General features: G+C 74.7%; 15 protein-coding genes. 11 read left to right on the top strand and 4 right to left on the bottom strand.

Annotated elements, in window-relative coordinates; all coding sequences use genetic code 11:
- Positions 1-225: 225 nt before the first annotated feature.
- A complete protein-coding gene (locus tag ACWEFJ_RS02895; protein ID WP_378086673.1) occupies positions 226-561 on the bottom strand; it encodes an ArsR/SmtB family transcription factor in 336 nt (111 codons plus the stop codon).
- 134 nt (positions 562-695) lie between these two features.
- On the opposite strand from ACWEFJ_RS02895, the gene ACWEFJ_RS02900 reads away from it, so the two are divergent.
- From ACWEFJ_RS02900 to ACWEFJ_RS02925, 6 genes are all read left to right on the top strand, one after another.
- On the top strand, positions 696-2117 hold the full coding sequence (locus ACWEFJ_RS02900) for an MFS transporter (RefSeq protein ID WP_449712729.1): 1422 nt from the start codon (positions 696-698) through the stop codon (positions 2115-2117).
- Positions 2118-2305: 188 nt separating this feature from the next.
- Positions 2306-3478: a 3-deoxy-7-phosphoheptulonate synthase gene (locus tag ACWEFJ_RS02905; protein ID WP_449712730.1), complete on the top strand. Its 1173-nt coding sequence runs from the start codon at positions 2306-2308 to the stop codon at positions 3476-3478.
- 1 nt (position 3479) lies between these two features.
- On the top strand, positions 3480-4235 hold the full coding sequence (dhbA, locus tag ACWEFJ_RS02910) for a 2,3-dihydro-2,3-dihydroxybenzoate dehydrogenase (protein ID WP_449712731.1): 756 nt from the start codon (positions 3480-3482) through the stop codon (positions 4233-4235).
- A gap of 45 nt (positions 4236-4280) precedes the next feature.
- Complete coding sequence (locus tag ACWEFJ_RS02915; protein WP_449712732.1) at positions 4281-4928, top strand: isochorismatase family protein; 648 nt, start codon at positions 4281-4283, stop codon at positions 4926-4928.
- Positions 4925-6802 carry an anthranilate synthase family protein gene (locus tag ACWEFJ_RS02920; protein WP_449712733.1) on the top strand — a complete coding sequence of 626 codons (1878 nt, stop codon included), beginning with the start codon at positions 4925-4927 and terminating at the stop codon, positions 6800-6802. The genes ACWEFJ_RS02915 and ACWEFJ_RS02920 overlap by 4 nt, the downstream gene beginning before the upstream one ends.
- A 20-nt stretch (positions 6803-6822) precedes the next feature.
- The gene (locus ACWEFJ_RS02925) at positions 6823-8601 is read left to right on the top strand and encodes an FAD-binding protein (protein WP_449712734.1); all 1779 of its coding nucleotides are present in this window, start codon (positions 6823-6825) and stop codon (positions 8599-8601) included.
- Between the two features lie 6 nt (positions 8602-8607).
- Here the strand turns inward: ACWEFJ_RS02925 and ACWEFJ_RS02930 are convergent, their stop codons facing one another.
- Complete coding sequence (locus ACWEFJ_RS02930; protein ID WP_449712735.1) at positions 8608-10113, bottom strand: FAD-dependent monooxygenase; 1506 nt, start codon at positions 10111-10113, stop codon at positions 8608-8610.
- A gap of 285 nt (positions 10114-10398) precedes the next feature.
- Between ACWEFJ_RS02930 and ACWEFJ_RS02935 the strand changes: the two genes are divergently transcribed.
- Complete coding sequence (locus ACWEFJ_RS02935) at positions 10399-11376, top strand: L-threonylcarbamoyladenylate synthase (protein ID WP_449712736.1); 978 nt, start codon at positions 10399-10401, stop codon at positions 11374-11376.
- A gap of 42 nt (positions 11377-11418) precedes the next feature.
- On the opposite strand, the gene ACWEFJ_RS02940 is transcribed toward ACWEFJ_RS02935, so the two are convergent.
- On the bottom strand, positions 11419-12060 hold the full coding sequence (locus tag ACWEFJ_RS02940; RefSeq protein WP_378086654.1) for a carbonic anhydrase: 642 nt from the start codon (positions 12058-12060) through the stop codon (positions 11419-11421).
- A gap of 97 nt (positions 12061-12157) precedes the next feature.
- Positions 12158-12850 (bottom strand): TetR/AcrR family transcriptional regulator, encoded by a 693-nt coding sequence (locus tag ACWEFJ_RS02945; protein ID WP_449712737.1) that lies wholly within the window; start codon positions 12848-12850, stop codon positions 12158-12160.
- A gap of 107 nt (positions 12851-12957) precedes the next feature.
- Here ACWEFJ_RS02945 and ACWEFJ_RS02950 point away from each other — a divergent pair, with 107 nt between their 5' ends.
- The 4 genes from ACWEFJ_RS02950 to ACWEFJ_RS02965 all read left to right on the top strand — a co-directional run bounded on the left by ACWEFJ_RS02950 (position 12958) and on the right by ACWEFJ_RS02965 (position 26790).
- Positions 12958-14169 carry a cytochrome P450 gene (locus ACWEFJ_RS02950; protein WP_449712738.1) on the top strand — a complete coding sequence of 404 codons (1212 nt, stop codon included), beginning with the start codon at positions 12958-12960 and terminating at the stop codon, positions 14167-14169.
- A gap of 16 nt (positions 14170-14185) precedes the next feature.
- On the top strand, positions 14186-14380 hold the full coding sequence (locus tag ACWEFJ_RS02955; RefSeq protein WP_378086648.1) for a ferredoxin: 195 nt from the start codon (positions 14186-14188) through the stop codon (positions 14378-14380).
- 198 nt (positions 14381-14578) lie between these two features.
- Entirely contained in the window at positions 14579-17533 is a 2955-nt protein-coding gene (locus tag ACWEFJ_RS02960; protein WP_449712739.1) for a BTAD domain-containing putative transcriptional regulator, read from the top strand.
- 116 nt (positions 17534-17649) lie between these two features.
- On the top strand, positions 17650-26790 hold the full coding sequence (locus ACWEFJ_RS02965; RefSeq protein ID WP_449712740.1) for a LamG-like jellyroll fold domain-containing protein: 9141 nt from the start codon (positions 17650-17652) through the stop codon (positions 26788-26790).
- Positions 26791-26812: the final 22 nt, after the last annotated feature.

Raw genomic sequence — 26812 nt, forward strand, 5'->3', positions numbered from 1 at the left:
GTGTCGACGGTGCCGCCGCCCGCGCACGGTCCGTCCCACCGCGCCCGCCGTTCGCGGTCCTGGCGCGACAGGTCTCCCTCCGGCGTCGGAAGAACGGCATCAACCGCGAACACGTCACACCCGACCGGTGCGAGTGGCTCCACAGCGGATCCCGGGTGTGCCGCCGGGATTTCACCGGCCGCGGTTACCAGGAGCCGCACGGCCGGTCGGTCTCCGGGATTCGGGTCAGCGGGCGTCGACGAGCTCGGCGGGGTCGGCCGGCGTGTACGAGGCCAGGATGGCGTCGATCAGCCCCGGGAACCGGGCGTCCAGGTCGTCCCGCCGCAACGACAGCAGCAGCGTCCGGCCCGACGCGCGCTGGTTGATGACACCGCTCTCCCGCAACACCCGCCAGTGGTGCGTCAGCGTCGACTTCGACACGCCGTCCACGATCGCGCCGCACGGGTACTCCCCTCCGTCCGCGAGCACCTGGAGCACGTTCATCCGCAACGGGTGGCCGAGCGCGGTCAGCACGGCCTCCAGGCGGATCTGGTCGCGGGTCGGGTGGTGGGCGTCGGACACGAGGTCGAGTGTACGCGTACATGCGAAATGACATACCCGCGCGAGCCGTTTGACAGCGCTGCGTGACTGTACGAACATCCACGTACATTCCAACTGTACGTATAGTGACGTACGGTGCCACGACAAGGAGCGCCATGCCCACCGCCCCGCCCCAGGCTCGACGGCTCGGCCCGGCCCTGCTGCTGCTCGGGTTCGCGCAGCTGATCATCACCGTGGACTTCAACATCGTCTACGTCGCGCTGCCGGACATCGGCGACTCCCTCGGCTTCAGCGCCCAGACCCTGCAATGGGTGATCAGCGCGTACGCCGTCGCGTTCGGCGGCCTGCTCGTGCTCGGCGGTCGGGCGGCCGACCTGCTCGGCAGGCGCCGGATGTTCGTGCTGGCGCTCACCGTCTACGCGGTCGCCTCCCTGCTCGGCGGTCTCGCGCCCAACACCGGCGTGATGATCGCCGCGCGTGCGTTGCAGGGATTGGGCGGCGCGCTGCTGTTCCCGGCCACCCTGTCGCTGGTCAACACCATGTTCGCGGAGGGCGGGGAGCGCAACCGGGCGCTCGCGGTGTGGAGCGCGTGCGGCGCCGGCGGCCTGTGCCTCGGCTCGCTGCTCGGCGGCCTGCTCACCGACGCGTTCGGCTGGACGGCGGTGTTCTTCGTCAACGTGCCGCTGGCCGGGCTCGGCGCGCTCGTCGCGTTCGCGCTCATCCCCCGCGACCCGGCCCGCGAGCGCGGCCGCACGTTCGACCTGCCCGGCGCGATCACCGCGACCCTGGGCGTGACGCTGCTCGTCTTCGTCCTGGTGCAGGGCCCGGAGTCCGGCTGGACCTCGCCGGAGGTGCTGATCAGCTCGGTGCTGTCGGCGGTCCTGCTGGCGGCGTTCGCGGTGGTCGAGGGCCGCAGCCGAGACCCGCTGATGCCGCTGCGCCTGTTCGCCAACCGCAGCCTCGGCACCGCCATGTCCATCGCGCTGGTCTTCGGCGCGACCTACAGCACCGTGCCGTACTTCCTGACCGTCTTCTTCCAGGGCGTGCACGGCTACGACGCCTTGCAGACCGGCCTGGCGTTCCTGGTGCCCGCGGTGCTGATCGCGGTCGGCACGCAGATCAGCGGCCGCATGGCGGGCCGGGTGGACATGCGGGTCATCCTGGTCCTGGGCATGGCGATCGGCATCGTCGGCACGGCCGCCATCGCCTACGGCATGGGCGACTCGGGCGGCTCCTACCTCGCCGTGCTGCCCGGCGTCGCGCTCTACGGCATCGGCCAGGGCATCACGTGGACCGGCATGTGGATCGCCGCCGCGTCCGGTGTGGCGGGCGGCGAGCAGGGCGTCGCCTCGGCCATGACGTCCACCGCGATGCAGGTCGGCACCGCCGTCGGCCTCGCCGTGCTGGTGGCCGTCGCCGACCCCGGCCTCATCGGTTTCACCACCGGCACGCTCCGGTCCGCGGTGTACGTCGCCGCGATCGGCATCCTGCTCGGCATCCTGGTGAGCTTCGCGTTGCGCAAGCCGCGCGCCGCGGACCGGGCCGCCGTCGCGGAACCGGTGGCCGCCGTCGACTGACGCCGGCACGGGCGCGGCACCGGGGAGCAGGTCCGAGGGTCCGCTCCCCGGTCCCGTGCGGAGGCGCGAAAACCCGTCTGTCCCAACGTTCTGACACAGTCGAACCGTCCGTGACGAACTGGATCGCGGATCCACCCGGTTCGCCACGATCGCGCCCCGCGGTCCCGCAGGCTCGGCACATGGACTTGATGGATCGTGTCGGAGCGCTGCCGGACAACGAGATCCGGCGGCGACGGTCGCTGCCCGCCGCGCACCAACCCGCCTGGGACGCGGGCGCCGCCGCCGAGGTGGGCGCGACGCTGGCCGGGATGCCCGGCCTGGTCGAGGTGGAGGAGGTGCGGCGGCTCGGCGCGCTGCTCGCCGAGGTGGCCGAGGGCCGCGCCCAGGTCGTGCAGGCGGGTGACTGCGCCGAGGACCCGGCCGAGTGCCGCCCCGGCGACCTGGCCCGCAAGGTGGGGCTGCTGGACGCGGTCGCGGGCGCGATGGCCGCCGGCGCGGGCCTGCCGGTGATCCGCGTCGGCCGGTTCGCGGGCCAGTTCGCCAAACCCCGGTCGGCCGCGGTGGAACGCGTCGACGGCGTGGAGATGCCGGTGTACGCGGGTCACATGGTCAACCGCCCGGAGCCGGACCCCGAGCTGCGGCGGCCGAACCCGCACCGGATGCTCGCCTGCTACACCGCGTCCCGCGCGGCGTTGGCGTTCCTGCGCGGCCCCTCGGGCGACCGGGACGTGTGGGCGAGCCACGAGGCGCTGGTGCTCGACTACGAACTCCCGATGCTGCGACGCGACGCCGACGGCGACACCGTGCTCAGCTCGACCCACTGGCCGTGGATCGGGGAACGCACCCGCCGGCCCGACGGCGCGCACGTGGACCTGCTGGCGTCGGTGGTGAACCCGGTGGCGTGCAAGGTCGGCCCGACCGCGTCCGCCGACGACCTGTTGGCGCTGTGCGCCCGGCTCGACCCGCACCGCACGCCGGGCAGGCTCACGCTGATCCCGCGGATGGGCGCGGACGTGGTGGCCGAACGATTACCCGCCCTGGTCGCCGCCGTGCGCGCGCTGGGCCACCCGGTCATCTGGCTGTGCGACCCGATGCACGCCAACACGGTGACCAACGCCGAAGGGCTGAAGAGCCGCCTGCTGACCGCGATCACCCGCGAGGTCCGGTCGTTCCGGGAGGCCGTCGCGGGCGCGGGCGGCGTCGCGGGCGGGCTGCACCTGGAGACCACGCCCGACGACGTCACCGAGTGCGCGGCCGACGAGGCCGGGCTGGCCGACGTGGGCGCCGAGTACACGACGTTGTGCGACCCGAGGCTGAACCCCGGGCAAGCCCTCGCGGTCGCCGCGGTCTGGGGGGAGTGACGTGTTCCACGACAACACGGCGGTGGTCACGGGCGCGGCGGGCGGCATCGGCACGGCCGTCGTGCGCGCGCTGGTCGAGCAGGGCGTCTCGGTCGCCGCGGTCGACGTGGCGTCGGACGGCCTGGCGAAGCTGGAGGGCGACCAGGTGCGGGCGTACGCGGTCGACGTGGCCGACAGCACGGCGGTCGGGGCCATGGTCGAGGACGTCGAGGCGCGGGTGGGCCCGATCGGCGCGCTGGTGAACGCGGCGGGGGTGCTGCGGACCGGCCGGGCACACCTGCTCACCGACGACGACTGGGCGACCACGTTCGCGGTCAACAGCACGGGCGTGTTCAACCTGTGCCGCGCGGTGGCGGCCCGCATGATCCCCCGGCGCGGCGGCGCGATCGTGACCGTGGCGTCGAACGCGGCGGGCATCGCGCGGATGGACATGGCTGCCTACGCGGCGTCCAAGGCCGCGGCGACCGGCTTCACCCGGTGCCTCGGGCTGGAGCTGGCCGAGCACGGCATCCGCTGCAACGTCGTCGCGCCCGGCTCGACGCACACCGCGATGCTGACCGGCCTGTGGGACGACGGCGACGCGGTCCGCGCCTCGGTGGAGGGCGTGCCCTCGGCGTTCCGGACCGGCATCCCGCTCGGCAAGGTCGCGCAGCCGTCCGACGTGGCCGACGCCGTGCTGTACCTGCTGTCCGATCGCGCGTCCCACATCACCATGCAGACGCTCACCGTCGACGGCGGCGCGGCGCTCGGCGCGTGACCGCGCCGTCGTCGTCCGCCGCCCGGCGAGGAAGGTGGCCAGACCATGCCCATCCCGACCATCGACGCCTACCCCATGCCCGTTGCAGCCGGGTCGGACGGCCCGCTGCGGTGGGTGGTCGACCCGGAGCGGACCATCCTGCTGATCCACGACATGCAGCGCTACTTCGTCGCGCCCTTCCCGGCGGGCGGGGAACCGGTGGTGTCCCTGGTGGCCAACATCGCCGCGTTGCGGGAGCGGTGCGCCGCGCTCGGCGTCCCGGTCGCCTACACCGCGCAGCCCGGCAGCATGACCCCGGCGCAACGCGGCCTGCTCACCGACCTGTGGGGACCCGGCATGACGGTGTCCGAGGCCGACCGCGCGGTGGTGGACGAACTCGCGCCGGGCGAGCACGACACGGTGTTCACCAAGTGGCGCTACAGCGCGTTCTTCAACTCCGGGCTGGAGGAGTTCCTGCGGGAACGCGGCCGTGACCAGATCGTCGTGTGCGGTGTCTACGCGCACGTGGGCGTGCTCGTGACGTGCCTGGACGCGTTCAGCTCGGACATCCGGCCGTTCCTGGTGACCGACGCGGTCGCGGACTTCTCCGAGGCGCACCACCGGATGGCGATCACCTACGCCGCCGCGACGTGCGCGTCGACCACGTCCACCAAGGAGGTCCTGCGCATGCTGTCGACGGGGGCCGACTCGTGACCGACACCGACCTGCTGGACCGGCTGCTGGCCGGGAACGCCGACGCCTACGCCCTCCTGCACCGTCCCAAGTCGACCGGCTCCGGGCACGTCGAGGTGTTCGCGGGCCCGCTGACCGAGCACGACCGGCTGGCCGAGCTGTCCGTCCACGACGGACAGGTGCTGGCGCTGGTGCCCTACCGGCAGATCACCGAACGCGGCTTCGCGTGCGCGGACGACGGTGCGCCGCTGCTCGCGATGGCGGTGTCCGAGCGGGCCGTGCTGCCGCTCGACGGCGTGCTCGACCGGCTGCCGGACACCCCGATCGTGCTCGCCGACGGGCACTTCGACGTGGACGACGACGGGTACGCCGACGTCGTCCGCTCCGTGCTGGCGAACGAGATCGGGCGCGGGGTCGGCGCGAACTTCGTGGTCAAGAGGTCGTACCTGGTCGACATCGCCGACTACTCCCCCGCGACCGCGCTGACCCTGTTCCGCCGGCTGGTGACCCGCGAGCCGGGCGCGTACTGGACGTTCCTGGTGCACACGGGCACTCGCACGTTCGTGGGCGCGAGCCCCGAGCGGCACGTCACCCTCGACCGCGGCCGGGTCGTGATGAACCCGATCAGCGGCACCTACCGGTACCCGCCGACCGGGCCGGAGCTGGACGGCGTGCTGGAGTTCCTGGCCGACCGCAAGGAGGTGGACGAGCTGCACATGGTGCTGGACGAGGAGCTGAAGATGATGGCCCGGGTGTGCGGCGCGGGCGGGCGCGTCATCGGCCCGTTCCTCAAGGAGATGGGCAGCCTCGCGCACACCGAGTACCTGATCGAGGGCAGCACCGCGATGGCCGCGGGGGACGTGCTGCGCGAGACGTTGCTCGCGCCGACCGTCACCGGCAGCCCGCTGGAGAGCGCCTGCGAGGTCATCAGCCGCTACGAGCCCGCCGGGCGCGGCTACTACAGCGGCGTGGTGGCGCTGATCGGGCCGGACCCGTCCGGCGGGCAGGCGGTCGACTCGGCGATCCTGATCCGCACCGCCGACATCGACGCGGCCGGCCGGGTGGCCATCGGCGTCGGCGCGACGTTGGTGCGGCACTCGGACCCGGCGTCGGAGGTGGCCGAGACGCGGGTGAAGGCGGCGGGCCTGCTGGCCGCGCTGACCGGGTCGGCGACGTCGGTGGCGACGTCCGGCGGCGCGGGGTTGGGCGGGCGGCGTCCGGTGGTGGAGGCGTTGGCGCGGCGGAACGAGCCGCTGGCCCGGTTCTGGTCGGAACCAACGGGCCGGCGGGCCCGGCCGCGGGCGGGCTTCGCGGGCAGGCGGGTGCTGGTGGTCGACGCCGAGGACACGTTCACGTCGATGATCGACGTGCAGCTGCGGTCGCTCGGCCTGGAGGTCGCGGTGCGGCGCTACGACGTGGAGCACGCGCTCGACGACGCGGACCTCGTCGTGCTGGGGCCCGGTCCCGGCGACCCGCGCGACCGGGCGCACCCGAAGATCGCGCACCTGGCCGCGGCGGTGCGGCGGCTGCTGCGCGAACGGCGGCCGTTCCTGGCCGTGTGCCTGAGCCACCAGGTGCTGAGCGCCCACCTCGGCCTGCCGCTGCTGCGCCGCGACCTGCCGCACCAGGGCGTGCAGCTGGAGATCGACCTGTTCGGCCGGCGCCGGCACGTCGGGTTCTACAACACCTTCGCGGCCCGGCACGACGGCGGTCCGCTGCCGCTCGGCGACGCGATCGAGGTCAGCCGCGACCCGTCGACCGGGCAGGTGCACGCGCTGCGGGGCCCCGGCTTCGCCTCGACACAGTTCCACCCGGAGTCGATCCTCACCCGGGACGGCCCGGACATCCTGGCGGACCTGGTCGCGCCGCTGCTGACGGCGGCGGTGCCGAGGTGACGGGATCGAGCGGAGGCGGCATGGACGACCACAACGGGCTGATCAGCAGGCGGCGGCTGCTGGCGGCGACCGGCGCCATGGGGATCGGCGCGGCGGCGACGCCCGGAGCGGCAGCGACCGAGCCCGGGACAGCGGCCGGGTCCGGTGCGGCGGCGGCGACCGGGGTCGGGACGGCGGCGGAGGTCGGGGCGGGGACCGGAGTCGGGGCTCGGGCGGGGTTCGGGGCGGCGAACGAAGTCGGGGCTCGGGCGCGGTTCGGGGCGGTGACGGTCGAGCCCGGCGACCCGCGTTACCCGGACCTGGTGGTGGGCCTGGACCGGCGGTGGGTGGGGCGGCCCGGGTCGGTGCGGGTGGTGTCCTCGCCGCGGCAGGCGCTGGACGTGGTGCAGGAGGCGGTGCGGGCGGGCAAGCGGTTGACCGTGCGCGGCGGCGGGCACTGCTACGAGGACTTCGTGTTCAACGCCGAGGTCGAGGTGGTGCTCGACCTGTCGGGGATGACCTCGGTGACCTTCGACCCCGTGCACCGCGCGTTCTCGGTGGAGGCCGGGGCGACGCTGCTCGACGTGTACGAACTGCTCTACAAGACGTGGGGCGTGACGATCCCGGCCGGTCAGTGCTACTCGGTCGGCGTGGGCGGGCACGTCGCGGGCGGCGGTTGGGGGTTGCTGTGCCGCCGGGACGGGCTCGTGGTCGACCACCTGCACGCGGTGGAGGTCGTCGTCGTGGACGCGGCGGGCCGGGCCGGGCTCGTGGTGGCGACCCGAGACCCCGACGACCCCCACCACGACCTGTGGTGGGCGCACACCGGCGGTGGCGGCGGCACGTTCGGCGTGGTCACCCGGTACCTGTTCCGCTCGCCCGACGCGTGGTCGGACGACCCGGCGCGACTGCTGCCCAAGCCGCCGGCGGAGCTGTTGCTGAGCGCGATCGCGTGGCCGTGGGACGGGATGACCGAGGCGGCGTTCACCCGGTTGGTGCGCAACTGGACCGGCTGGCACGTGGCCAACGCCGCGCCCGGCGGGCGGTACGCGGGGTTGTGCGGCTTCCTGCTGCTCAACCAGCGCGCCACCGGCGAGGTCGGCCTGTTCACCGTGCTCGACGGCAGCGGCGCGGACGCCGAGCGGCTGCTGGACCGCTTCGTCGCCGACGTCACGCGCGGCGTCGGCCTGCCGCACGGCGCGCTCACCCGGCCCTCCGGTGAGCACGGCCCGCTGACGCGGTACGCCCGGCCGAAGCGGTGGAGCTGGCTGACCGCGACCCGGCACCTGGGCACGATGCACCCCCGGATGGTGGACCCCACGCTGCGCGGCGAGCACAAGTCCGCCTACCACCGCGCGGGGTTCACCGACGCGCAACTGGCGACCCTGTACCGCAACCTCGACGGCCGGGACGGGTTCGCCAACCCGTTCGCGCAGGCGATGCTGACGTCGTCGGGCGGCCGGGTGAACGCCGTCGGGCGCACCGACACCGCGAACGTGCACCGGGACAGCGCGTTCAAGCTGCACATCCAGACCGGCTGGAGCGAACCGTCCGACGACGACGCGAACGTGGCGTGGGCACGTCGCTTCTACGCCGAGCTGTACGCCGGGACCGGTCACGTGCCGGTCCCGGACGAGCGCACCGACGGGTGCGTGCTGAACTACCCCGACGCCGACCTCACCGAGGCGGAGCACAACACGTCGGGCGTGCCGTGGCACGCGTTGTACTGGGGCGAGAACTACCCCCGGCTGCAACGGGTGAAGGCGGCCTACGACCCGACGGACTTCTTCCGCCACCGGCAGTCGGTGCGGCTGCCCTGATCCCCGTCACGCGGGCGCGCCGAACCAGGTGCGCAGCGCTTCGCCGAGGGTGTCGCGGTCGTGCTCCGACCCCGTGCCACCCCACGCGAGGTAGCCGTCCGGGCGGACCAGCAGCGTCGGCGCGGACGGCACGTCGGCGCAGCTCGCGACGACCACGTCCACCCGGTCCGCCCACGGCGCGGCGACCCGGCGCAGCGGTTCGCGGTCGGCCAGGTCCAGCAGCACGGGGCGGCCCGCGCGCAGCAACCCGGCCACGGTGGCGGCCTCGGCGCCCACCCGGAGCCGCAGGTCCGGCAGGAACAGCCCGGCGAGCCGGTCGTCGGGCCGGCCGGTGTCGTAGCGCACGTCCACGCCCGTGATCATGCCCGCGAGGAAGTCGTTGACCTGGGGCAGTCGCATGAGTTCCACGAACAGGTCGCGCAGCGCGTCCACCCGCCGGTCGGGCAGCATCAGGCCGACCTGCGCGCGCACGTTGTAGAGCACGCGGGCGGCCACCGGGTGCCGTTCGGCGTGGTAGGTGTCCAGCAGGCCCTCGGGCGCCCAGCCCCGCACCTGCGCGGCGAGCTTCCAGCCGAGGTTGACCGCGTCCTGCAGGCCCAGGTTGACGCCCTGGCCGCCGGCCGGGAAGTGCACGTGCGCGGCGTCGCCCGCGACCAGGACCCGGCCGCGCCGGTAGGTGTCGGCCTGCAGGGCGGCGTCGGTGAAGCGGGTCAGCCAACGCGGCCGGTCCATCGGCACCGGGCGGCCCGCGATGCGCTCAACCTCGGTGCGCAGCTCCTCCAGCGTCACGGGCGCGGTCCGGTCCGGGCGGGACAGGGCCGCGTCGCGGAAGTCGTAGGTGCACACCCTGCTGTGGCCGAACGGGTTCGTCCAGAACAACGTCCAGCCGCGTTCGGTGCGCTGCCAGCCGACCGGGGCCGCGTCCGGGTCGAGCAGCCGCACGTCGCCCATGAGCGCCGCGACCGTGCCGGGCGTGCCGACGAACCCGATGCCGGCCAGCTTGCGCACGGCGCTGCGCGCGCCGTCGCAGCCCACCACCCAGTCGGCGGTGACCTGCCGGGTCGCGCCGGAGGTCGAGCGGACGTCGAGCACGACCCGGTCGCCGAGGTCGTCGAGGCCGACGACCTCGCTGTCGCGCTGGATCACGGCGCCCAGCGCGGCGGCCCGGTCGGCGAACACCTGCTCGGCGTGGGCCTGCGGGCTGCCGACGATCACCGGCCCCTCGTCCACGACGCGGCCGATGTCGAGGGCGAACAGGCCCGCGAAGTGGAACGTCACCGAGCGCCCGCCCCCGCGCGCGGCCTTGTGCGGCCCGGGTTGCACGGCGTCGAGCAGCCCGCGGCGGTGCAGCGTCTCGGCGGTGCGGGCGTGCAGCGTGCCCGCCTTGGACTCCCCGGTCGGCTCGGGCAGCCGCTCCAGCACGACCGTGCGCACGCCGTACGTGGCGAGTTCCAGCGCGAGCAGCATCCCCACCGGCCCGCCACCGACCACGGCCACCTCGTGGTCGGTCATCGCCGACCCACCGCGCGAGGGGCGCACCGCATGTCCCTGTTCCGCCGGTCTCCCGCGCTCGAAGGCATCGTCGTCTCCTCGGGGTCGCCCACGCGTGACAGTACGACTCTACACGTACATTCGTAGGTTCACGAGCGTGCGCCGGGCGCGCCCTTGCCCGCGCCCGGCGGTCGGACGGCGGCGTTCTACGCTGGTCGTTCCGGTCGGGTCGCCCGGCACGGACCAGGAAGTGCGGACGCGTCACCGGACGGGTGCGCGGAGCGGGAACAGCGGAGGTTGACCGGCGTGACGGCAGGAACCGGTGACATCGAGAAGGCGGCCGGGGTGCTGCGCGCCGGAGGGCTGGTGGCCATGCCGACGGAGACCGTCTACGGGCTGGCCGCCAACGTCGAGGACACCGCCGCCGTCGCCCGCGTCTTCCAGGTCAAGGGACGCCCGCCCTCGCACCCGCTGATCGTCCACGTCGCCGGCGCGGAGCGGTTGGGCGACTGGGTCGCCGACGTGCCCGACACGGCCCGCCTGCTGGCCGAGCGCTTCTGGCCCGGACCGCTCACGCTGGTCCTGCGACGCGGCCCCCGGGTGCCCCTGGCGGCGACCGGCGGGCTGGAGACGGTGGCCGTGCGCGTGCCCGACCACCCGGTGGCGCTCGCGCTGCTGTCGGCCTTCGGCGGCGCCGTCGCGGCCCCGTCCGCCAACCGCTTCGGCTCGGTCAGCCCGACCACGGCGGACCACGTCCGCGCGGAGCTGGGGGACGCCGTCGACTTCGTGCTCGACGGCGGTCCCTGCCAGGTGGGCGTCGAGTCGACCATCGTCGGCGTGACGAGCGGGACGCCGACCATCCTGCGGCCCGGCGGGGTGACCCGGGAGGAGCTGGAAGCGGCGCTGGGCCGTCCGGTCGCGGTCGGTTCGGCGAGCGGTGTCCGGGTGCCCGGCCAGCACCCGTCGCACTACGCGCCGCGGGCGCGGGTCGTCCTGGTCGAGCCCGGCGACGTCCTCGCCGAAGCGCGTAGCGCCCAGGAGCAGGGGCACCGGGTCGGCGTCATCCTCCCGCCCGCGCTCGCCGACGCCCCGGTCAAGGCGCACGCCGTGGTGACCGTTCCCCCCTCGACGGCCGCCTACGCCCGCGGGCTGTACGGGTTCCTGCGCGAGCTGGACCAGTCGGGCTGCGACCTCGTCATCGCCTCCCTGCCGGCGGAGGAGGGCCTGGGCCTGGCGATCGCCAACCGGCTCCGCCGCGCCGCGGGACCCCGCCCCACCGCCTGACCGGCGACGGGCGCGGGGCGCGCGGTCATCGGCGGGACCGGATCAGGGGGCGGATCCGGCGGTGACGTCCAGCCCGCGGGAGGCGACCACGTCCGCGCGGCCGTCGGCCAGGCGGTAGCACAGGCCCACGACGGCCGCCCGACCCGCGTCGACCCGCTCGGCGAGCACGCGGGAGCGGTCCAGCAGCAGGTCCACCGTGCGCCGGACGTGCTCGGCCAGGACCTCGTCGGCCCCCGTGTGACCCCCGGCCCGCGCCGCGAGCACGCTGGGCGTCACCCGCTCGACCACGTCCCGGATGTACCCGGCCGGCACCGCCCCGTCCTCCAACGCGGCCGCCGCGGCCCCGACCGCGCCGCACGAGTCGTGGCCGAGGACCAGGACCAGCGGGCAGTCCAGCACCTCCACCCCGTACTCGATGCTGCCGAGCACCTCCGACCCCACCACGTGGCCCGCGGTGCGCACCACGAACAGGTCGCCCAGACCGCGGTCGAAGATGATCTCCGCGGCCAACCGGGAGTCGGAGCACCCGAACAGCACGGCGAACGGGCGCTGGCCCGGTGCGATCTCGGCCCGGCGGGCCGCGTCCTGGTTGGGGTGCTCCGGCGTTCCCGCGACGAACCGCCGGTTGCCGGCCAGCAGCAGCTCGAAGGCCTCGGCAGGGGTCTGCGACTGGATCTCTGACATGGTTCCACCCTAGGTGATCAACCCGCGACGAGCAGGTGACCGGGGACACCGCACGCCCGGCTCGCGGACGAACGGGATGGTGGTCGGGCGCTCCCGGTCAGGTGCGGTTGGCCGGCCCTCCGCCGGGCGGTTCGTCCGACAGCCCCCGGATGACCACATCGACCGCCGCGGCGACGTCCTCGCGGTGCCGGCGCAGGGTCGCGGGGGTGATGCCGGTCGCCGTGACGTGGGCCAGGTGGTCCGTCGCCACCTTGAGCGCGGCGCTCATCGCGGCGGCCTGCACGCGGACGTCGACCGAGTCGGGCGGGCCGCCCGAGCGTTCGGTGAGCACTTCGGCGAAGGTGTTCTCCGAGCGTTCCCAGAGCATGAGGTACGCGGCGCGCAGGGCCGGCTCGTCGTGGGTCAACCGGACCACGGCGAGCACCGCTTCGAGGTCCGCGTCCGACGCCGAGTCCAGGAGGGACGGGTACGCGTCGCGCAGGTGTTCGGTCAGCTCCACGTCGGCGGGCCAGGCGCGCAGGACCGCGCGGAAGGCGTCGATCGCCTTGGCCAGCAGCGGTTCCACGCAGCTCTCCTTGCTGCGGAAGCAGCGCCACAGCGTGCGTTCGGAGACGCCGGCGGCTCGGGCGATCCGACCGCCCGAGGTGGCGGCCACGCCGTGCTCGGCGAACAGGCGGACCGCGTGGCGGGAGATCTCCAGGCGCTGCCGTTGGCGTTGCCGGTCGCTCACCGGCGGCCGTCCCCGGCGGGGCGCCCCCGCCTGCTGCCTGTTGATCGCGACGTCCTCCACGCGGCGATTCAAGCATGCCCGTCCACCCGGACGGGCGAACTTTATAGGCAGTGACTGCCAACAAACTGCTACGGTCGGAGTGCTTGATGGATCACGGGAGGAGAGCCATGAGCATTGCCGCGGAGCGCCCGCAATTACCGTTCGCGAGACCGAACGTCCTCGACCTCGCGCCGATGTACGAGGTGCTGCGCCGGGAGGCGCCGGTCGCGCGGGTGACCACGCCGACCGGGGACCCGGCCTGGCTGGTCACCCGCTACGAGGAGGTGCGCGACCTGCTCGGCGACAAGCGGCTCGGCCGCTCCCACCCCGAGCCGGACAAGGCCGCGCGCCTGTCGACCGCCGCGATCCTGGACGGGCCCACCGGCAACCACGACACCGAGGCAGCCGACCACGCCCGGATGCGTCGGCTGCTGACCCCCGCGTTCTCCGCCAAGCGGATGAACCTGCTCTCCGGTTACCTGCGCGACCTGGTCGACGGCTACCTCGACCGGCTGGTCGCCGAGCGCGCCGCGTCCCCCGACGGGGTGGTCGACCTGCACGCCGGGTTGGCGTTGCCGCTGCCGGTCGCCGTCATCTGCCGTCTGCTCGGCGCGCCGGAAAGCGACCGCGAGCACTTCCACTCGCTGTCCGAGCGCATGTCCGACCTCGCCATCGGCGAGGAGGCCCACCGGGCTTTCGAGGAGTTCAGCCGGTACATGGTCGGGCTCGTCGAGGCGAAGCGCGCGCGACCGGGCGAGGACGTGATCTCCGACCTCGTGCGCGCCCAGAGCACCGACCCGGCGTTCGACTACGACGAGATGGTCCGGCTCTGCGTCGGGCTGCTGTTCGCCGGCCACGAGACCACGGTCAACCGCATCGGCCTGGGCACGCTGTTCCTGCTCACCCACCGCGACCAGTGGGCGGCCCTGACCGCCGACCCCGACGGCCGGATCAACGCCACCGTCGAGGAGATCATGCGGTTGGGCGCGCCCGGCGACCTGGGGCTGCTGCGGTACGCGCACGTCGACGTCGAGGTCGCCGGCGTCACGATCCGGCGCGGTGACGCCGTGGTCCTGTCGATCAACGCCGCCAACCGCGACGCCTCGGTCTACCGCGACGCCGAGGCGTTCGACCCCGACCGCCCGGAACGCGCCCACCTCGGCTTCGGGCACGGCGGGCACTTCTGCATCGGCGCGAGCCTGGCCCGCACCGAGCTGCGCGTGGTGTTCGCCGCCCTCGCGCGCCGCCTGCCCGGCCTCCGACTGGTCAAGCGGGTCGAGGACCTGGAGGTCCGCACGACCATCACCGGCGGCGTCACCGAGTTGCCGGTGACCTGGTGAGGGCGAGGAGGACGTCGTGAAGGTGGTTGTCGACCAGGACAGGTGCGTCGGTTCCGGGCAGTGCGCGTTGACCGCGGACGACGTCTTCGACCAGCGCGAGGAGGACGGCGTCGTGGTGCTGCTCGACGCCGCTCCCCCGGCCGAGCGGCTGGCGGACGTGCGGCAGGCCGCGGTGATGTGCCCGGCGCTGGCGATCACCGTCGAGGAGTAGTCCGCAGCGCGCCGGGCGCGCAGGCGTTCGCCTTCGCGCCCGGTGCGCCTGCCGACCGGGCTTCCAGGGAAGGTGCGGAGCGGGCGGGGGCGGCCTTCGACCGTCGCCGGTGCGCGGCTCGTGGCGGAACCTGACGAGGCCGCTGCGGCCCCGCTGACGTCACGGGGCGTGGTTGTGCGCGGTCCTAGGGTGTCGGGCATGTGGTTCGGACTGCTGGGACCGGTCCGGGTGCGGGACGGCGGGCGGGAGCTGGGCGCGGGCAGCCGGCGGGAACGCGTGGTGTTGGCGGTCCTGCTGCTGGAGGGCGGCCGGCCGGTCGGCGGGTCGCGGTTGATCGAGGCCGTGTGGGGTCCCGGCGCGCCGCCGACGGCCAAGGCGCAGTTGCACAACCTGGTGAGCGCGTTGCGGCGGAGGGTCGGCGGCGACGTGATCCGGACGCGGCCGACCGGGTACGAGGTCCGGGTGGACGGCCACGTCTCGGACGTGGACGAGTTCCGGTCGTCGGCGCGGCGGGCGCGTGACGCGGCGGGCGACGGCGATCACGAGTCGGTCGTGTCGGCGGTCGAGCGGGCGCTGGCGTCGTGGCGGGGGCGGGCGCTGGCGGACGTGGACGGGGAGTGGGCCGAGTTCGCCCGAGCCGGGTTGGAGGAGGAGCGGCTCGGGGTCGCCGAGCTGCGGTTGCGCGGGTTGTTGGGGTTGGGACGGGCGGACGAGGTGTTGACGGCGTTGCCCGCGTTGGTGGCGGCGCACCCGTACCGGGAGTCGCTGCACGAGGTGCGGATGTCCGCGCTGGCGGCGCGGGGGCGGCGGGCCGAGGCGCTGGACGTGTACCAGGAGGTGCACGCCCGGTTCGTGGCCGAGCTGGGCGTGGAGCCGGGCGCCGGGCTGGTGGCGTTGCAGCGGCGGATCCTGAGCGGCGAGGGGTGGGCGCCCGGGGTGGTGAGCCGGTTGACGCCGCAGCAGTTGCCCGCCCTGTCGTGGCGGCCGGTGGGGCGGGACGCGCTGGTCGCGGGGGTGGCGGAGGCGGTGGGGGCGGCGGGTTCGGTGGCGGTGTTGGCCGGGCCCGGCGGGGTGGGGAAGACGACCATCGCGCTGGCCGTGGCGCACTCGGTCGCGGACCGGTTCCCCGACGGCCAGCTGTACGCCGACCTGAGGGGCAGTCGCACGCCCGTCGACCCGTACGGGGTGATGGCGCGCTGGTTGCGGGCGTTGGGGGTGAAGGGCGTGCCGGCCGACACCGACCTCCTGACCGCCCGGTACCGGGAGCGCCTGGCCGGGTGCCGGGTGCTGGTGGTGCTGGACGACGCCGGCTCCGCCGGGCAGGTCCTGCCGCTGCTGCCGGGCGCGGCGGGGTGCGGGGTGCTGGTGACCTCGCGCCGGCAGTTCGCCGACCTGCCGGGCGGCGCGCGCTGGACGGTGCCGCAGCTGTCCGACGAGGCCGCGTTGGACCTGTTCCGCGCCGTGGTCGGGGACGACCGGGTGGCCGCCGACCCGGCAGCGGCGGCGGACGTGGTCGCGGCCTGCGGGAACCTGCCCCTGGCGGTGGCGATCGCGGCGGCGCGGCTGTCGACCCGGCCGCGGTGGACGTTGGCCGGGTTCGCCGCCCGGCTGCGGGCGGAACGGGGGCGGTTGGGCGAGCTGGCCGTCGAGGACATGGACGTGCGGGCCACGATCGGGTTGAGCTACCGGGCGTTGGACGCCGGTGCGCGGACGTTGTTCCGGCGGCTGGGCCTGGTGTCGCCGGACGTGCCGGCCTGGGTGGTGCGGCGGCTCGGCGGGTCGCCGGAGGCGGTGGACCAGCTGGTGGACGTGCACCTGCTGGAGCCGACCGGCGTGGACGCGGTCGGTCAGCGGCGGTTCCGGCTGCACGAACTCGTGTCCGAGTTCGCCGCCGAACGGGCGGAGCGGGAGGACACCGCCGACGAGCGGTTCTCGACCACCTCCGACCTGGTGGACGCGTGGCTCGGCCTGGCCGGCGCCGCCGACGAACGGCTCGGGCACGGGATGTTGGCCGGTCGGGGCGTCGCGGTGCCCGCCGCGCCGCCGGAGGCGCTGCCGCACGTGCTCGGCGCGCCGCGCGCGTGGCTGGACGTCGAACGCCGCACCCTCGTCGGCCTGGTCGGCGAGGCGGCGGACCTGGGGTTGGCCGACCGGGCGGCACGGCTGGCCCTGCGGCTGGTCGGCTACCTGGGCCTGCTCGGCAACCGCGACCGCGAGCAGGTGATGCGCACCGCCGTGGCGGCGGCCCGCGAGCCGGGCGCGCGGGTGCCGGACGACGTGCGCGCGAGGCTGCTGACGGCCATGATCGCGAGCGCGGCCGAGCGGGACCGGCCCGACGAGCTGACGGACCTGCTGGTCGAGCAGCGGGAGCTGGCGGTGCGCACGGGCGACCGCGCGCTGGAGGCCCGGTCGTGGTCGCAGGCCGGGCTGGTGGCCCGGCGGCAGGGGCGGTTGGCGGAGGCGATGCGGTGCAACCGGGCGGGACTGGCCGCGTGCGACGACGGCACACCGGCGCAGGTGCGCAGTTCGGCGCTGGCGGGGTTGGCGGCGAACCACGTGGAGGCCGGTCGGCCGGAGGAGGCGCTGCCGTTCGCGCGGGAGGCGTTCGAGCTGGAGAGCGCGGCGGGCACCGCGCGGGTCGCCGCGTTGCACGCGCTCACCTACGGCACGGCGTTGCTGGACGCGCGGAGGGTGGACGAGGCGGAGGAGTGGTTCGCCGGGGCGATGGCGACGGCCACGGCGCTCGACGTCCCCGCCATGGTGGCGTACGCGCGGTTCCGGCTGGCCTCGGTGGCGATGCACCGCGACGACCCGGAACGGGCCGACGCCTGGTTCCGGGAGGCGTTGGGGGTCTTCGAGGCCACCGGTGACACCACGACCACGGCCGAGGTCCACCGCGCCATCGCGGACCTGGCGGTGCTGACCGACGACCTGCCGCGGGCGCGTGACCACCTGGACCGGGCGCTGGCGGTCTGGCGGCACACGGGCGCGCGGCTGGAGACGGCCCGGGTGCACGCCCGGCTGCACCTCGTGCTGGCCCGCACGGGCGACCCGGCGGCCGACGCGCACCGGGAGGAGGTCGACGCGGCCCTGCGCGAGCTGGGCCTCGCGGAGCAGGCCCTGCGGCTGCCCGCGTTCCTCACCCTCGGCTGATCATCGGTTAGCGAGTTGTTAGAGGCCGTCCCTACGGTCCTCGGTGCCGGGGGCAGGCCAGGGGGGACACCGGGTGTCGGTGTGCGGACGGGGCCTGTCCCGCGGCAGGAGGGGCCGTGGGGACGAACCGAGCCCGTGCGTGCGCGTTCGCGCTGGTGGCGCTGCTGTTGGCCGGTACGGCCGCGGGGGACGTGGCGGGGCCCGTCGGCCCGGTGTTCCCGTCCCGGGCGACCGAGGCGCCGCAGCAGCGGTGGGGGTCGGCGGCCGGGCAGCCGCACCTGGAGCCGGGCGTGGTCAACCGGGAGCTGCCGCGGTCGCACCGCGGCCGCCACCCGCGCCCGACGGCCACCCCGCCGCCCGCGAACACGGCGTCGGTGACGCCCGGTCCGACGGCGGCGCGGTCCGGGTTCGACCCGGCGACGAGCCGGGAGCGGGTCGAGGCGCGCGGGTCGCGCGAGCGGGTCTACGCCAACGCCGACGGCACCGAGACCACCGAGTTCTCCGCCGTGCCGGTCAACTACGAGTCCGGCTCCGGCACGCTCGAGCCGATCGACACCACGCTCGCCGCCGCCGACGACGGCTGGCGCAACACCACCAACGCGGTCGGCCTGACGCTGGCCCGGCACGCGGACGGCGAGCACGTGGTCGACCTCGGCGGCGACCACGCCTTCGGCTACCGGTTGCGGGACGCCGCGCACCGGCCCGGCCGGGCCGACCGGGACCAGGTCCGCTACCCCGACGCGCGGCCGGGCGTGGACCTGCTGCTCCAGGCCCGGCCCGGCGGCCTGAAGGAAACCCTCGTGCTCAAGGACGCGCTCGCCACGCGCGAGTTCGAGTTCGCGCTGGCCCTGCGCAACCTGCGGGCCGAACTCCGCGATCAGACCCTGGTGCTGACCGACGGCGGCGCCACGCGTGCCGTCGTGCCGCCCGGCGACATGGTGGACGCGGCCGGCGCGGTGTCGCGCGGGGTGCGGTACTCGCTGGTGGACGACGTGGTGAAGGTCGAGCTGGACCAGTCGTGGCTCGCCGACCCGGCCCGGCGGTACCCGGTGCTGGTGGACCCGACGGTGACGCTGCCGGTGGACGGCGCCGCGGCGGACGCGGCGATGTCGGTGCAGGGTTCGACGTCGGTCGCGGGCGGGTCGGAGCTGCGGGTGGGCCGGGTGGCGGGCGTGTCGACGGCCGCGTACGTGCGGTTCGGCAGCCTGGTGGAGCGGCTGCGCGGCCACGTGGTGTTCGGGGCGAAGCTCCAGGTGGTCGGGTTCGACGCGAACTCGTGCCAGGCGCGGCCGGTGGCGGTGCACCCCGTGACGCAGGCGTGGTCGGCGACGGGCTCCTACGCCTACCCCGGGCCGGCGGTCGGCGCGGCGCTGGCGAGCCGGTCGTTCGCGCACGGCTACGTGGCGACCGGGCAGTCGACGTCGCAGTGCCCGGCGGCCGCCGAGGTGTTCGACCTCGGCGGCGACGGCGCCAGGCTGGTGCAGGGCTGGAGTGACGGCACGGCGGCGAACAACGGGCTGTCGCTGCGGGCCGACGTGTCGGACGCGGTGTCGGGCAAGCGGTTCACCGGCACGGCGACGGCGAACCCGCCGCGGCTGTTCGTCACGCACAGCCCGTACCACGCGGAGTACGCCATCCCCGACCCGGTGCCGAACCCGCCGATGCTCCAGAACCAGGACGGCAAGGTCAAGGTCACCGTCACCAACAGGAGCGCGGAGGCGTGGGCGCCCGCCGACTACTACCTGGCCTACCGGGCGTACGACGCGCGGACCGGCGCGGCGATCGGCCAGCGGCGCGCGGCGTCGCTGCCGGGCACGGTGGCGCGCGGCGCGCGGGTCACGGTCGAGGCGACGGTGCAGGCGCTGCCGCCGGGGTCCTACTTCCTCGACTTCACCATGGTCCGCACCGGTGGCGTGGTGTTCACCGACCACCAGGTGCCGCCCGCCCGGCTGGCGCTGCAGGTGCTCGACCTGGCGCCGGTGGTGCAGGAGCTGCACCCGCCCAACGGCTACCGCGCGCCGACGTTGACGCCGATGTTGTGGGGCCGGGCGTTGGACGTGGACGCGCCGCCGGGTGCGTCGCTGTCCTTCCGGTTCGAGGTGTGCCGGGCGGACGACGCGACGTCGTGCTTCGACTCGGGGTTCCAGGCGAGTCCGCAGTGGACCGTCCCGGACGGTCGGCTGTCGTGGGGCCGCGGCTACCTGTGGCGGGTGGTCGTGCGGGACGCGGGCAACGAGGTGGCGTCGCCGCGGTCCGCGCTGGACACCGTCGTGCCGCAACCCGAGCTGGTCTCGCGGGCGGCGGCGGCGTCGGACGAGCGGGAGTTCGAGCCGCTGACCGGCGGCGTGTCGAACGTCGCGGTGGACGCGACGGTGGCCACGGTCGGACCGGAGCTGGACGTGGTGCGCACCTACAACAGCCTGGACCCGCGCCGGGACGGCGTGTTCGGCGCGGGCTGGACCAGCCGCTACGACATGCGCCTGGTCCCGGACGACGACGGCAGCGGCAACGTCGTGGTGACCTTCCCCGACGGCCAGGCGGTCCGGTACGGCCGCGACCCCGACGGCTCCTACGCGCCGCCGCCCGGCCGGGTGTCGAGCCTCACCCGGGAGGCGGGCGGCTGGCGGCTCGCGGACCGCACGGGCACGGTGCACCTGTTCACGGCCGCCGGCCTGCTCAGCCGCACGACCGATCGCGCGGGCCGGTCGGTGGTGCTCACCTACAACGCCGCGGACGGCAGGTTGGCCAAGGCACAGGTGGCCAACAGCCAGAGCAACACCGCCGGCCGGGCGCTGCGGTTCACGTGGACCGGCGGGCACATCACCTCCGTCACCACCGACGCGAACACCACCTGGACCTACGGCTACGCCGGGGACACGTTGACGCAGGCGTGCGCGCCCGGCGGCGGGTGCACGAAGTACGCCTACAGCACCGGGTCGCACTACCGCAGCGCGGTGCTGGACTCGCGGCCGGAGTCGTACTGGCGGCTCGGCGAGGCGCAGGGCACGGCGGCGGGCAGCGAGGTGTCGGCCAACCTGGGCGAGGACGCGGGCGCGTACGTGAACGCGGCGCTGGGCACGGCGGGCGCGTTGGCGGGCACGACCGGGACGGCGGCGTCGTTCAACGGCTCCTCCACCCGGCTCGACCTGCCGAAGGGAGTGCTGAAGAAGAGCCGGGACGGCGCGGTCGAGCTGTGGTTCAAGGCGAACGTCACCGGCGCGGGCGGCCCGCTGCTCGGCTACCAGGACAAGGCGTTCGGCGCCACGCCGGGCCGCGGCGTCCCGGTGCTGTACGTCGGCACGGACGGCAGGCTGCGCGGCGGCTTCGGCGCCACCACGATAGCGCCGCTGGCCTCGCCGGGCGCCGTGAACGACGGCCGCTGGCACCACGTCGTGCTGTCGCTCATGGGCGCCACGCAGACGCTCTACCTCGACGGCGCCCGGGTGGCGACGGCGGCCGGCGTGGCGCTGGACCACGCGCAGCTGACGTTCAACCAGGTCGGCGCGGCGGAGGTGAGCACGCCCGGCTCGTGGCCCGCGTGGGGCGCGGCGGGCCGGCGGTTCTTCAGCGGCTCGGTGGACGAGGTGGCGGTCTACTCGCACCCGCTCGGCCCGAACGCCGTGTCGACCCACCACCGGCAGGGCACGACGGCCGCGGACCTGGTGGCGACCGTGACCCGGCCGAGCGGCAACGTCTCCTCGCACGCCACCTACGACGTGGACCTGGACCGCGTCACGACCTACACCGACCGCGACGGCGGCTTGTGGAAGATCGGCCCCACCGTGGTCTACGGCGGTGACGACGACCTGCGGCGCGGCGTGCAGGTGCTCGACCCGGGCAACCGACCGAGCCTGTACGAGTTCGACGCCGTCACCGGGCACCTGCTGCGCTCGGGCACGCCGCTCGGCCTGGAGGCCCGGGAGGAGGACGAGCCGGCGCCCGAGCCGGAGCCGGTCGAGCAGTGCAGCGCCCCGGACCCCGCCGACCCGAAGTTCTGCACCGTGATCCCGGGCGACGCGGGCGGGCCGGTGTTCGTGCGGCACCCGGTCGACGGCATGGCCATCCGGTCGTTCTCCTACGACGACGCGGGCAACCTGACCGCGGTCACCAACGAGAACGGCGACGCGGTGACCATGACCTACGACGCGCGCGGCAACGCCACGTCCACCACGACGTGCCGTCGCGCCGGCGAGTGCCACACCAGCCACACCGCCTACCCGGCGGGCGACGCCGCGGACCCGCGGGCGGACCAGCCGTCGGAGACGCGGGACGCGCGGTCCGCCGGCGCGACCGACCCGACCTACCGCACCGCCTACACCTACACCGCGACCGGTGACCTGGCCACCCAGACCGAGCCCGACGGCGCCACGGTCCGCCACACCTACACCAACGGCGCGGAGGCGGCGGTCGGCGGCGGGATCGTGCCCGCCGGCCTGCCGCTGACGACCACCGACGCGCGCGGCAAGGTCACCCGGTACGCGTACTACGCCAACGGCGACCTGGCGCGCCTGACCACGCCGTCCGGGCTGGTCACCCACTACTCCTACGACGTGCTCGGCCGGCTGACCTCGGAGCGGGAGGTGTCCGACACGTTCCCGGCGGGCGTCACCACGACCTACGGCTACGACGCCCTGTCCCGGCGGACCCGCGTCACCGAGCCCGCCACGACCGACGCCGTGAACGGCACGAAGCACCAGCGACAGGTGAGCACCGCCTACGACGCCGACGGCAACCAGACCGCGGTCGAGGAGGTCGACCTGCTCGGCGGCGGCGCCACCCGCACCACCCGCACCGCCTACGACGAGTCCGGTCGCCCGGTCCGGGTGACCGACGCCGAGGGCGGCGAGTCCACCCGGGACTACGACCGGTTCGGCAACGTCGTGTCCACCACGAACGCCGCGGGCACCCGCCACGACTTCGCCTACACCGCGCGCAACGCGCTCGCCGAGGTGCGGCTGCGCGACTACCGCGGCGACGACGGGGGCGGGCTGACCGACGGTTACCTCGTCCTGCGCTCCTACTCCTACGACTTCGCCGGCCGCAAGGCGAGCGAGACCGACGCGATGGGCAGGCGGGTCGAGTACACCTACTTCGGCGACGACCGCCTGCACAAGGCGGTGTTGAAGGGCTTCCACAACCCCGACGGCAGCACGCGCGACTACGTGCTGGAGGAGAACACCTACGACGCGGCGGGCCACGTGGTCCGGGCGGTGACCGGCGACGGCACCTCCACCACGACCTCGGCCTACGACCGCTCGGGCAACCCGACCACCGTCGTGCACGACCCGGACGGCCTGGCGCTCACCACGGTCACCACCTACGACGCGGCGGGCAACGTGACGCGGGTCAGCCGGTCGGGCAAGGCGTCCAACGTGCCGTGGCCGGTGTCCACCGCGCCCGAGGTCGTCGACTACGCCTACGACGACGCGGGCAACGCCGTGCGCGAGACCGTCACCGCGGGCGACACGACCATGGTCACCACCGCGCGGTACGACCAGCGCGGCCTCAAGGTCTCCGAGACCTCGCCGCGCGGCAACGCGCCGGGCGCCGACCCGGCCGCGTTCACCACCGACACCGCCTACGACGAGCTGGGCCGGGAGATCGCGGAGACCGCTCCCCCGGTGTCCGCCGAGGCCGTCGGCGGCACGCCCGCCACCGTGCGCCCCACCTCCCGGACCGGGTACGACGCGTTCGGCGACCAGACGGCGTCGGCCGACGAGGTCGGCCTGGTGCGGCGGTTCACCCACGACCGGCTGGGCAGGCGGGTCACCGAGGCGGAACCCGGCTACCGCGCGCCCGGCGCGACCGACACCGTCACGCCGACCACTCGGACGCGGTACGACGCGCTCGGCAACGTCGTGGAGGTCACCGACCCGCGCGGCAACAGCGTCCGCTACACCTACGACCAGCTGGGCCGGGTGGTCGAGGTCGACCGGCCGATGGCCTCCGACGGGGACCGCGCCGTGTGGCGGCACACCTACACCCGCACCGGGCAGGAGCTGACCGGCACCGACCCGCTGGGCGGCCGCACCGAGGCGACGTACGACGACCTCGACCGGCGGGTGACGTCCACGGTGGTCGAGCGCCGTCCCGTGGCGGACAACCTGGTGTCGCGGTTCACCTACGACGACGCCGGGCGCGTGGTGCGGGCCCGGACGCCGGGCGGCGCGGTCACGTTGACCGCCTACGACCCGGTGGGCCGGGTGATCCGCACGACCGACCCGGCCGGGGTGGTCACGCACCTGGGCTACGACGCGAGCGGCCGGGCCGTGCGGCAGTCCGACGGCACCGGGCGCACCGCGCAGAGCACCTACGACACGGCCGGGCGGCTGGTGGCGCAGGCCGACCTGCGGGCCGACGGGTCCGTGATCCGCACCCAGCGGCACACCTACGACCCGGAGGGCAACCGCACCTCGTCCACCGACGCCATGGGCGTGACCTCGACGTTCGAGTACGACGCGGACGACCGGGTGGTGCGCCAGGTGGAGCCGGTGTCCGCGACCGAGTCGATCACCACGTCGTTCGGCTACGACGCGGCCGGCCGCCGCACGCGGTACACCGACGGCCGCGGCAACGCGACGACCTTCACGTTCAACGCGCTCGGCCTGGTCGAGTCCCTGGTCGAGCCGTCCACCCCGGCGCACCCCGCCCTCGCGGACCGCACCTGGACCGCCGCCTACGACGCGAACGGCAACCTGGTGAAGATGACCGCGCCGGGCGCCGTGGTGACCGAGGTGGTCTACGACGCGGCGGGCCGGCCGACCTCCCGTTCCGGGTCCGGCGCGTCCGTGCCGACACCGACCCGGACCCGCGCTTACGACGCGCTGGACCGGCCGGTGGCGGCGGGCGGCCCGGACGGCGACAACACCTACACCTACGACGACCGCGGCAACCTGCTCAGCGCGCGCGGCCCGTCCGGCAGCGCCGACTTCGCCTACGACGCCGACGGCCGGCCGACCGCCCGCACCGACGCGGCGGGCACCTCGACGTTCGGCTACTCGGGCGGCCGCCTGGCCACCGTCACCGACGGCCTGACCGGCACCACCCAGCGCTACGGCTACGACGTCGCGGGCCGGCTGTCCACCGTGGACTACGGCGCGGGCCGGGTGCGCGCCCACGGGTTCGACGAACTGGGCCGCACCACCTCCGACGTGCTGCGCAACACGGGGGGCGCGACCGTCTCGTCCGTCACCTACCGCTACGACGACAACGACCGCCTGATCGGCAAGACCACCGCCGCGGGCGAGCAGTCCTACCGGTACGACCTCGCGGGCCGCCTCGTCTCGTGGACCAGCGGGGCGGGCACCGTCGACTACGCCTGGGACGCCTCGGGCAACCGCGTCCGGGCGGGCGGCCGGACGGCCACCTTCGACGCGCGCAACCGCCTGCTCCACGACGGCGAGCGCGCCTACACCTACACCGCGCGGGGCACCCTCGCCTCGCGTGGCGAGGTCACCTACGAGTTCGACGCGTTCGACCAGCTCGTCCGCGCCGGCGGGCGCACCTACGCCTACGACGCCCTGGACCGGCTGGTCCAGCGGGGCAACGGCCGGTTCGCCTACGCCGGGCTGTCCGACGAACCGGTGTCCGACGGTGTCGAGCGCTACGCCCGCGGTCCCGCGGACGACCTGCTGGCCGTCGGCGACCGGATCGCGCTCGGCGACGAGCACGGCGACGTGGTCGGCGCGTTCCTCGCCGCCGACCTGGCCCTGCCCCGGTTGACCGACACCACCACCTACGACCCGTTCGGCAAGGTGCTGGCCACCACCGGGGACACCGGGAACCTGGGCTTCCAGGGCGACTGGACCGACCCCGACACCGGCGACGTCGACATGGGCGCGCGCTGGTACTCGCCCGACAGCGGCACGTTCCTGTCCCGCGACCGCGTCGACTACACCGAGGGCGACTCGGTGCTGGCCAACCGGTACACCTACGGCGCGGCCGACCCGTTGGGCAACGAGGACCCCGACGGGAACTGGCCCAAGTTCTCCTGCGGCGTCTGCAAGAAGGTCGGCGACTTCGTCTCCTCCACCGCGCAGAAGGCGGTCTCGTTCGTCCGCTCGCCCGGTTCGGGGCTGCGGCGGTTGGAGGACTTCGGCAAGCGCCTGTTCAAGAGCGCCGTCAAGCAGGTCACCGGCCTGGTGGACAAGGGCCGGAAGCTCGTGGCGAAGGTCCGGAACTGGGGCAAGCGCACCTACGACAGCGCCCGCAAGTGGGTCTCCCGGCAGTGGGACAAGGCGCGCTCGTGGGGCCGCAGGCAGTGGTCCAGGGCCAAGGACGGGCTCGACCGGGCACGCCGGGGCGTCGGGCGGCTGCTCAAACGCGCCGAGGATCGCGGCAGGCGGATGATCCGTGACGCCGGGGAGAAGGCCGAACGCGCCCGCGAGTGGGCCGAGGAGACCGCGCGGCGGGTGGAGAAGGCGCGCAAGGCGGCGGTGGAGAAGGCCCGCCGCGAGGTGACCCGCAAGGCGCGCGCGGTCATCGAGTGGACCGCGAAGCAGGTGCCGGTGAAGATCGTCGCCGCCGCGCTGAAACCCGTGATGTCCGCGGTGAAGCCGCTGGTGTCGGCCGCCTCCCACGTGCCGGCCGCGGTGGTGGGCGTGTTCCGCGGCGACGCGGCGGGCGTGGCGCGGGTGTCGAGGGAGCTGGTGAAGGCCGCCGTCGACGCCTCGGCCGCCCCGGCGGTCGGCGCGGTGGCGGCGGCCCGGGAGGTCGCCGAGATCCCGGTGTTCCAGTCGCTGCCGTGCGAGAGCGCGTTCAACTGCGCGTGGCGGATGACGATGGGCAGCGGGCCGTTGAGCCTGGTGGGCGGTGACAGCGCGCCGGACTACGTCACCCTCGACGCCTCGGTGGCCAAGGCGATCGGTCCGCTGCCGGTGGCGTTCAGCCGGTCGATCAGCATCACCGTCACCAGCCACGGCCAGGTGTCCTGGGGCATGGGCGCGGGTGTCTCGACCCCCGGCGCCGGGATCGGCCTGCGTGGCGGCTGGCTGAACAAGGCCCAGCCGACCAAGGAGGAGATCAACGGGTTCGCGGTCGGCCCGTCGGCCGGGTGGACCGCGACCGCGCAGCGCTACTGGATCATGCCCGCGGTCGGCACGTCCCACACCCTGCCCGACATGCGCGAGTTCGCCTACGAGGCGGGGGTGTCCATCGGCTCGCCGGTCAAGCAGCCCGGCGACAGCCCGATCGACGTCGGTGTCGGGGTGTCGGACTCGAAGTGCCTCATCGGGTGTCCGAGGAGTTCGTCGTGGTGACGCCCGGGAGCGGCGGCGCCGG

It is taken from the genome of Actinosynnema sp. NPDC004786, from assembly GCF_053601135.1.

Excerpts from the sequence above, each read along its gene's own strand:
- ACWEFJ_RS02925 (WP_449712734.1), top strand. The coding sequence starts at position 6,823 with ATGGACGACCACAACGGGCTGATCAGCAGGCGGCGGCTGCTGGCGGCG.
- ACWEFJ_RS02900 (WP_449712729.1), top strand. The coding sequence starts at position 696 with ATGCCCACCGCCCCGCCCCAGGCTCGACGGCTCGGCCCGGCCCTGCTG.
- ACWEFJ_RS02940 (WP_378086654.1), bottom strand. The coding sequence starts at position 12,060 with ATGTCAGAGATCCAGTCGCAGACCCCTGCCGAGGCCTTCGAGCTGCTG.
- ACWEFJ_RS02930 (WP_449712735.1), bottom strand. The coding sequence starts at position 10,113 with ATGACCGACCACGAGGTGGCCGTGGTCGGTGGCGGGCCGGTGGGGATG.
- ACWEFJ_RS02950 (WP_449712738.1), top strand. The coding sequence starts at position 12,958 with ATGAGCATTGCCGCGGAGCGCCCGCAATTACCGTTCGCGAGACCGAAC.
- ACWEFJ_RS02915 (WP_449712732.1), top strand. The coding sequence starts at position 4,281 with ATGCCCATCCCGACCATCGACGCCTACCCCATGCCCGTTGCAGCCGGG.
- ACWEFJ_RS02960 (WP_449712739.1), top strand. The coding sequence starts at position 14,579 with ATGTGGTTCGGACTGCTGGGACCGGTCCGGGTGCGGGACGGCGGGCGG.
- ACWEFJ_RS02905 (WP_449712730.1), top strand. The coding sequence starts at position 2,306 with ATGGATCGTGTCGGAGCGCTGCCGGACAACGAGATCCGGCGGCGACGG.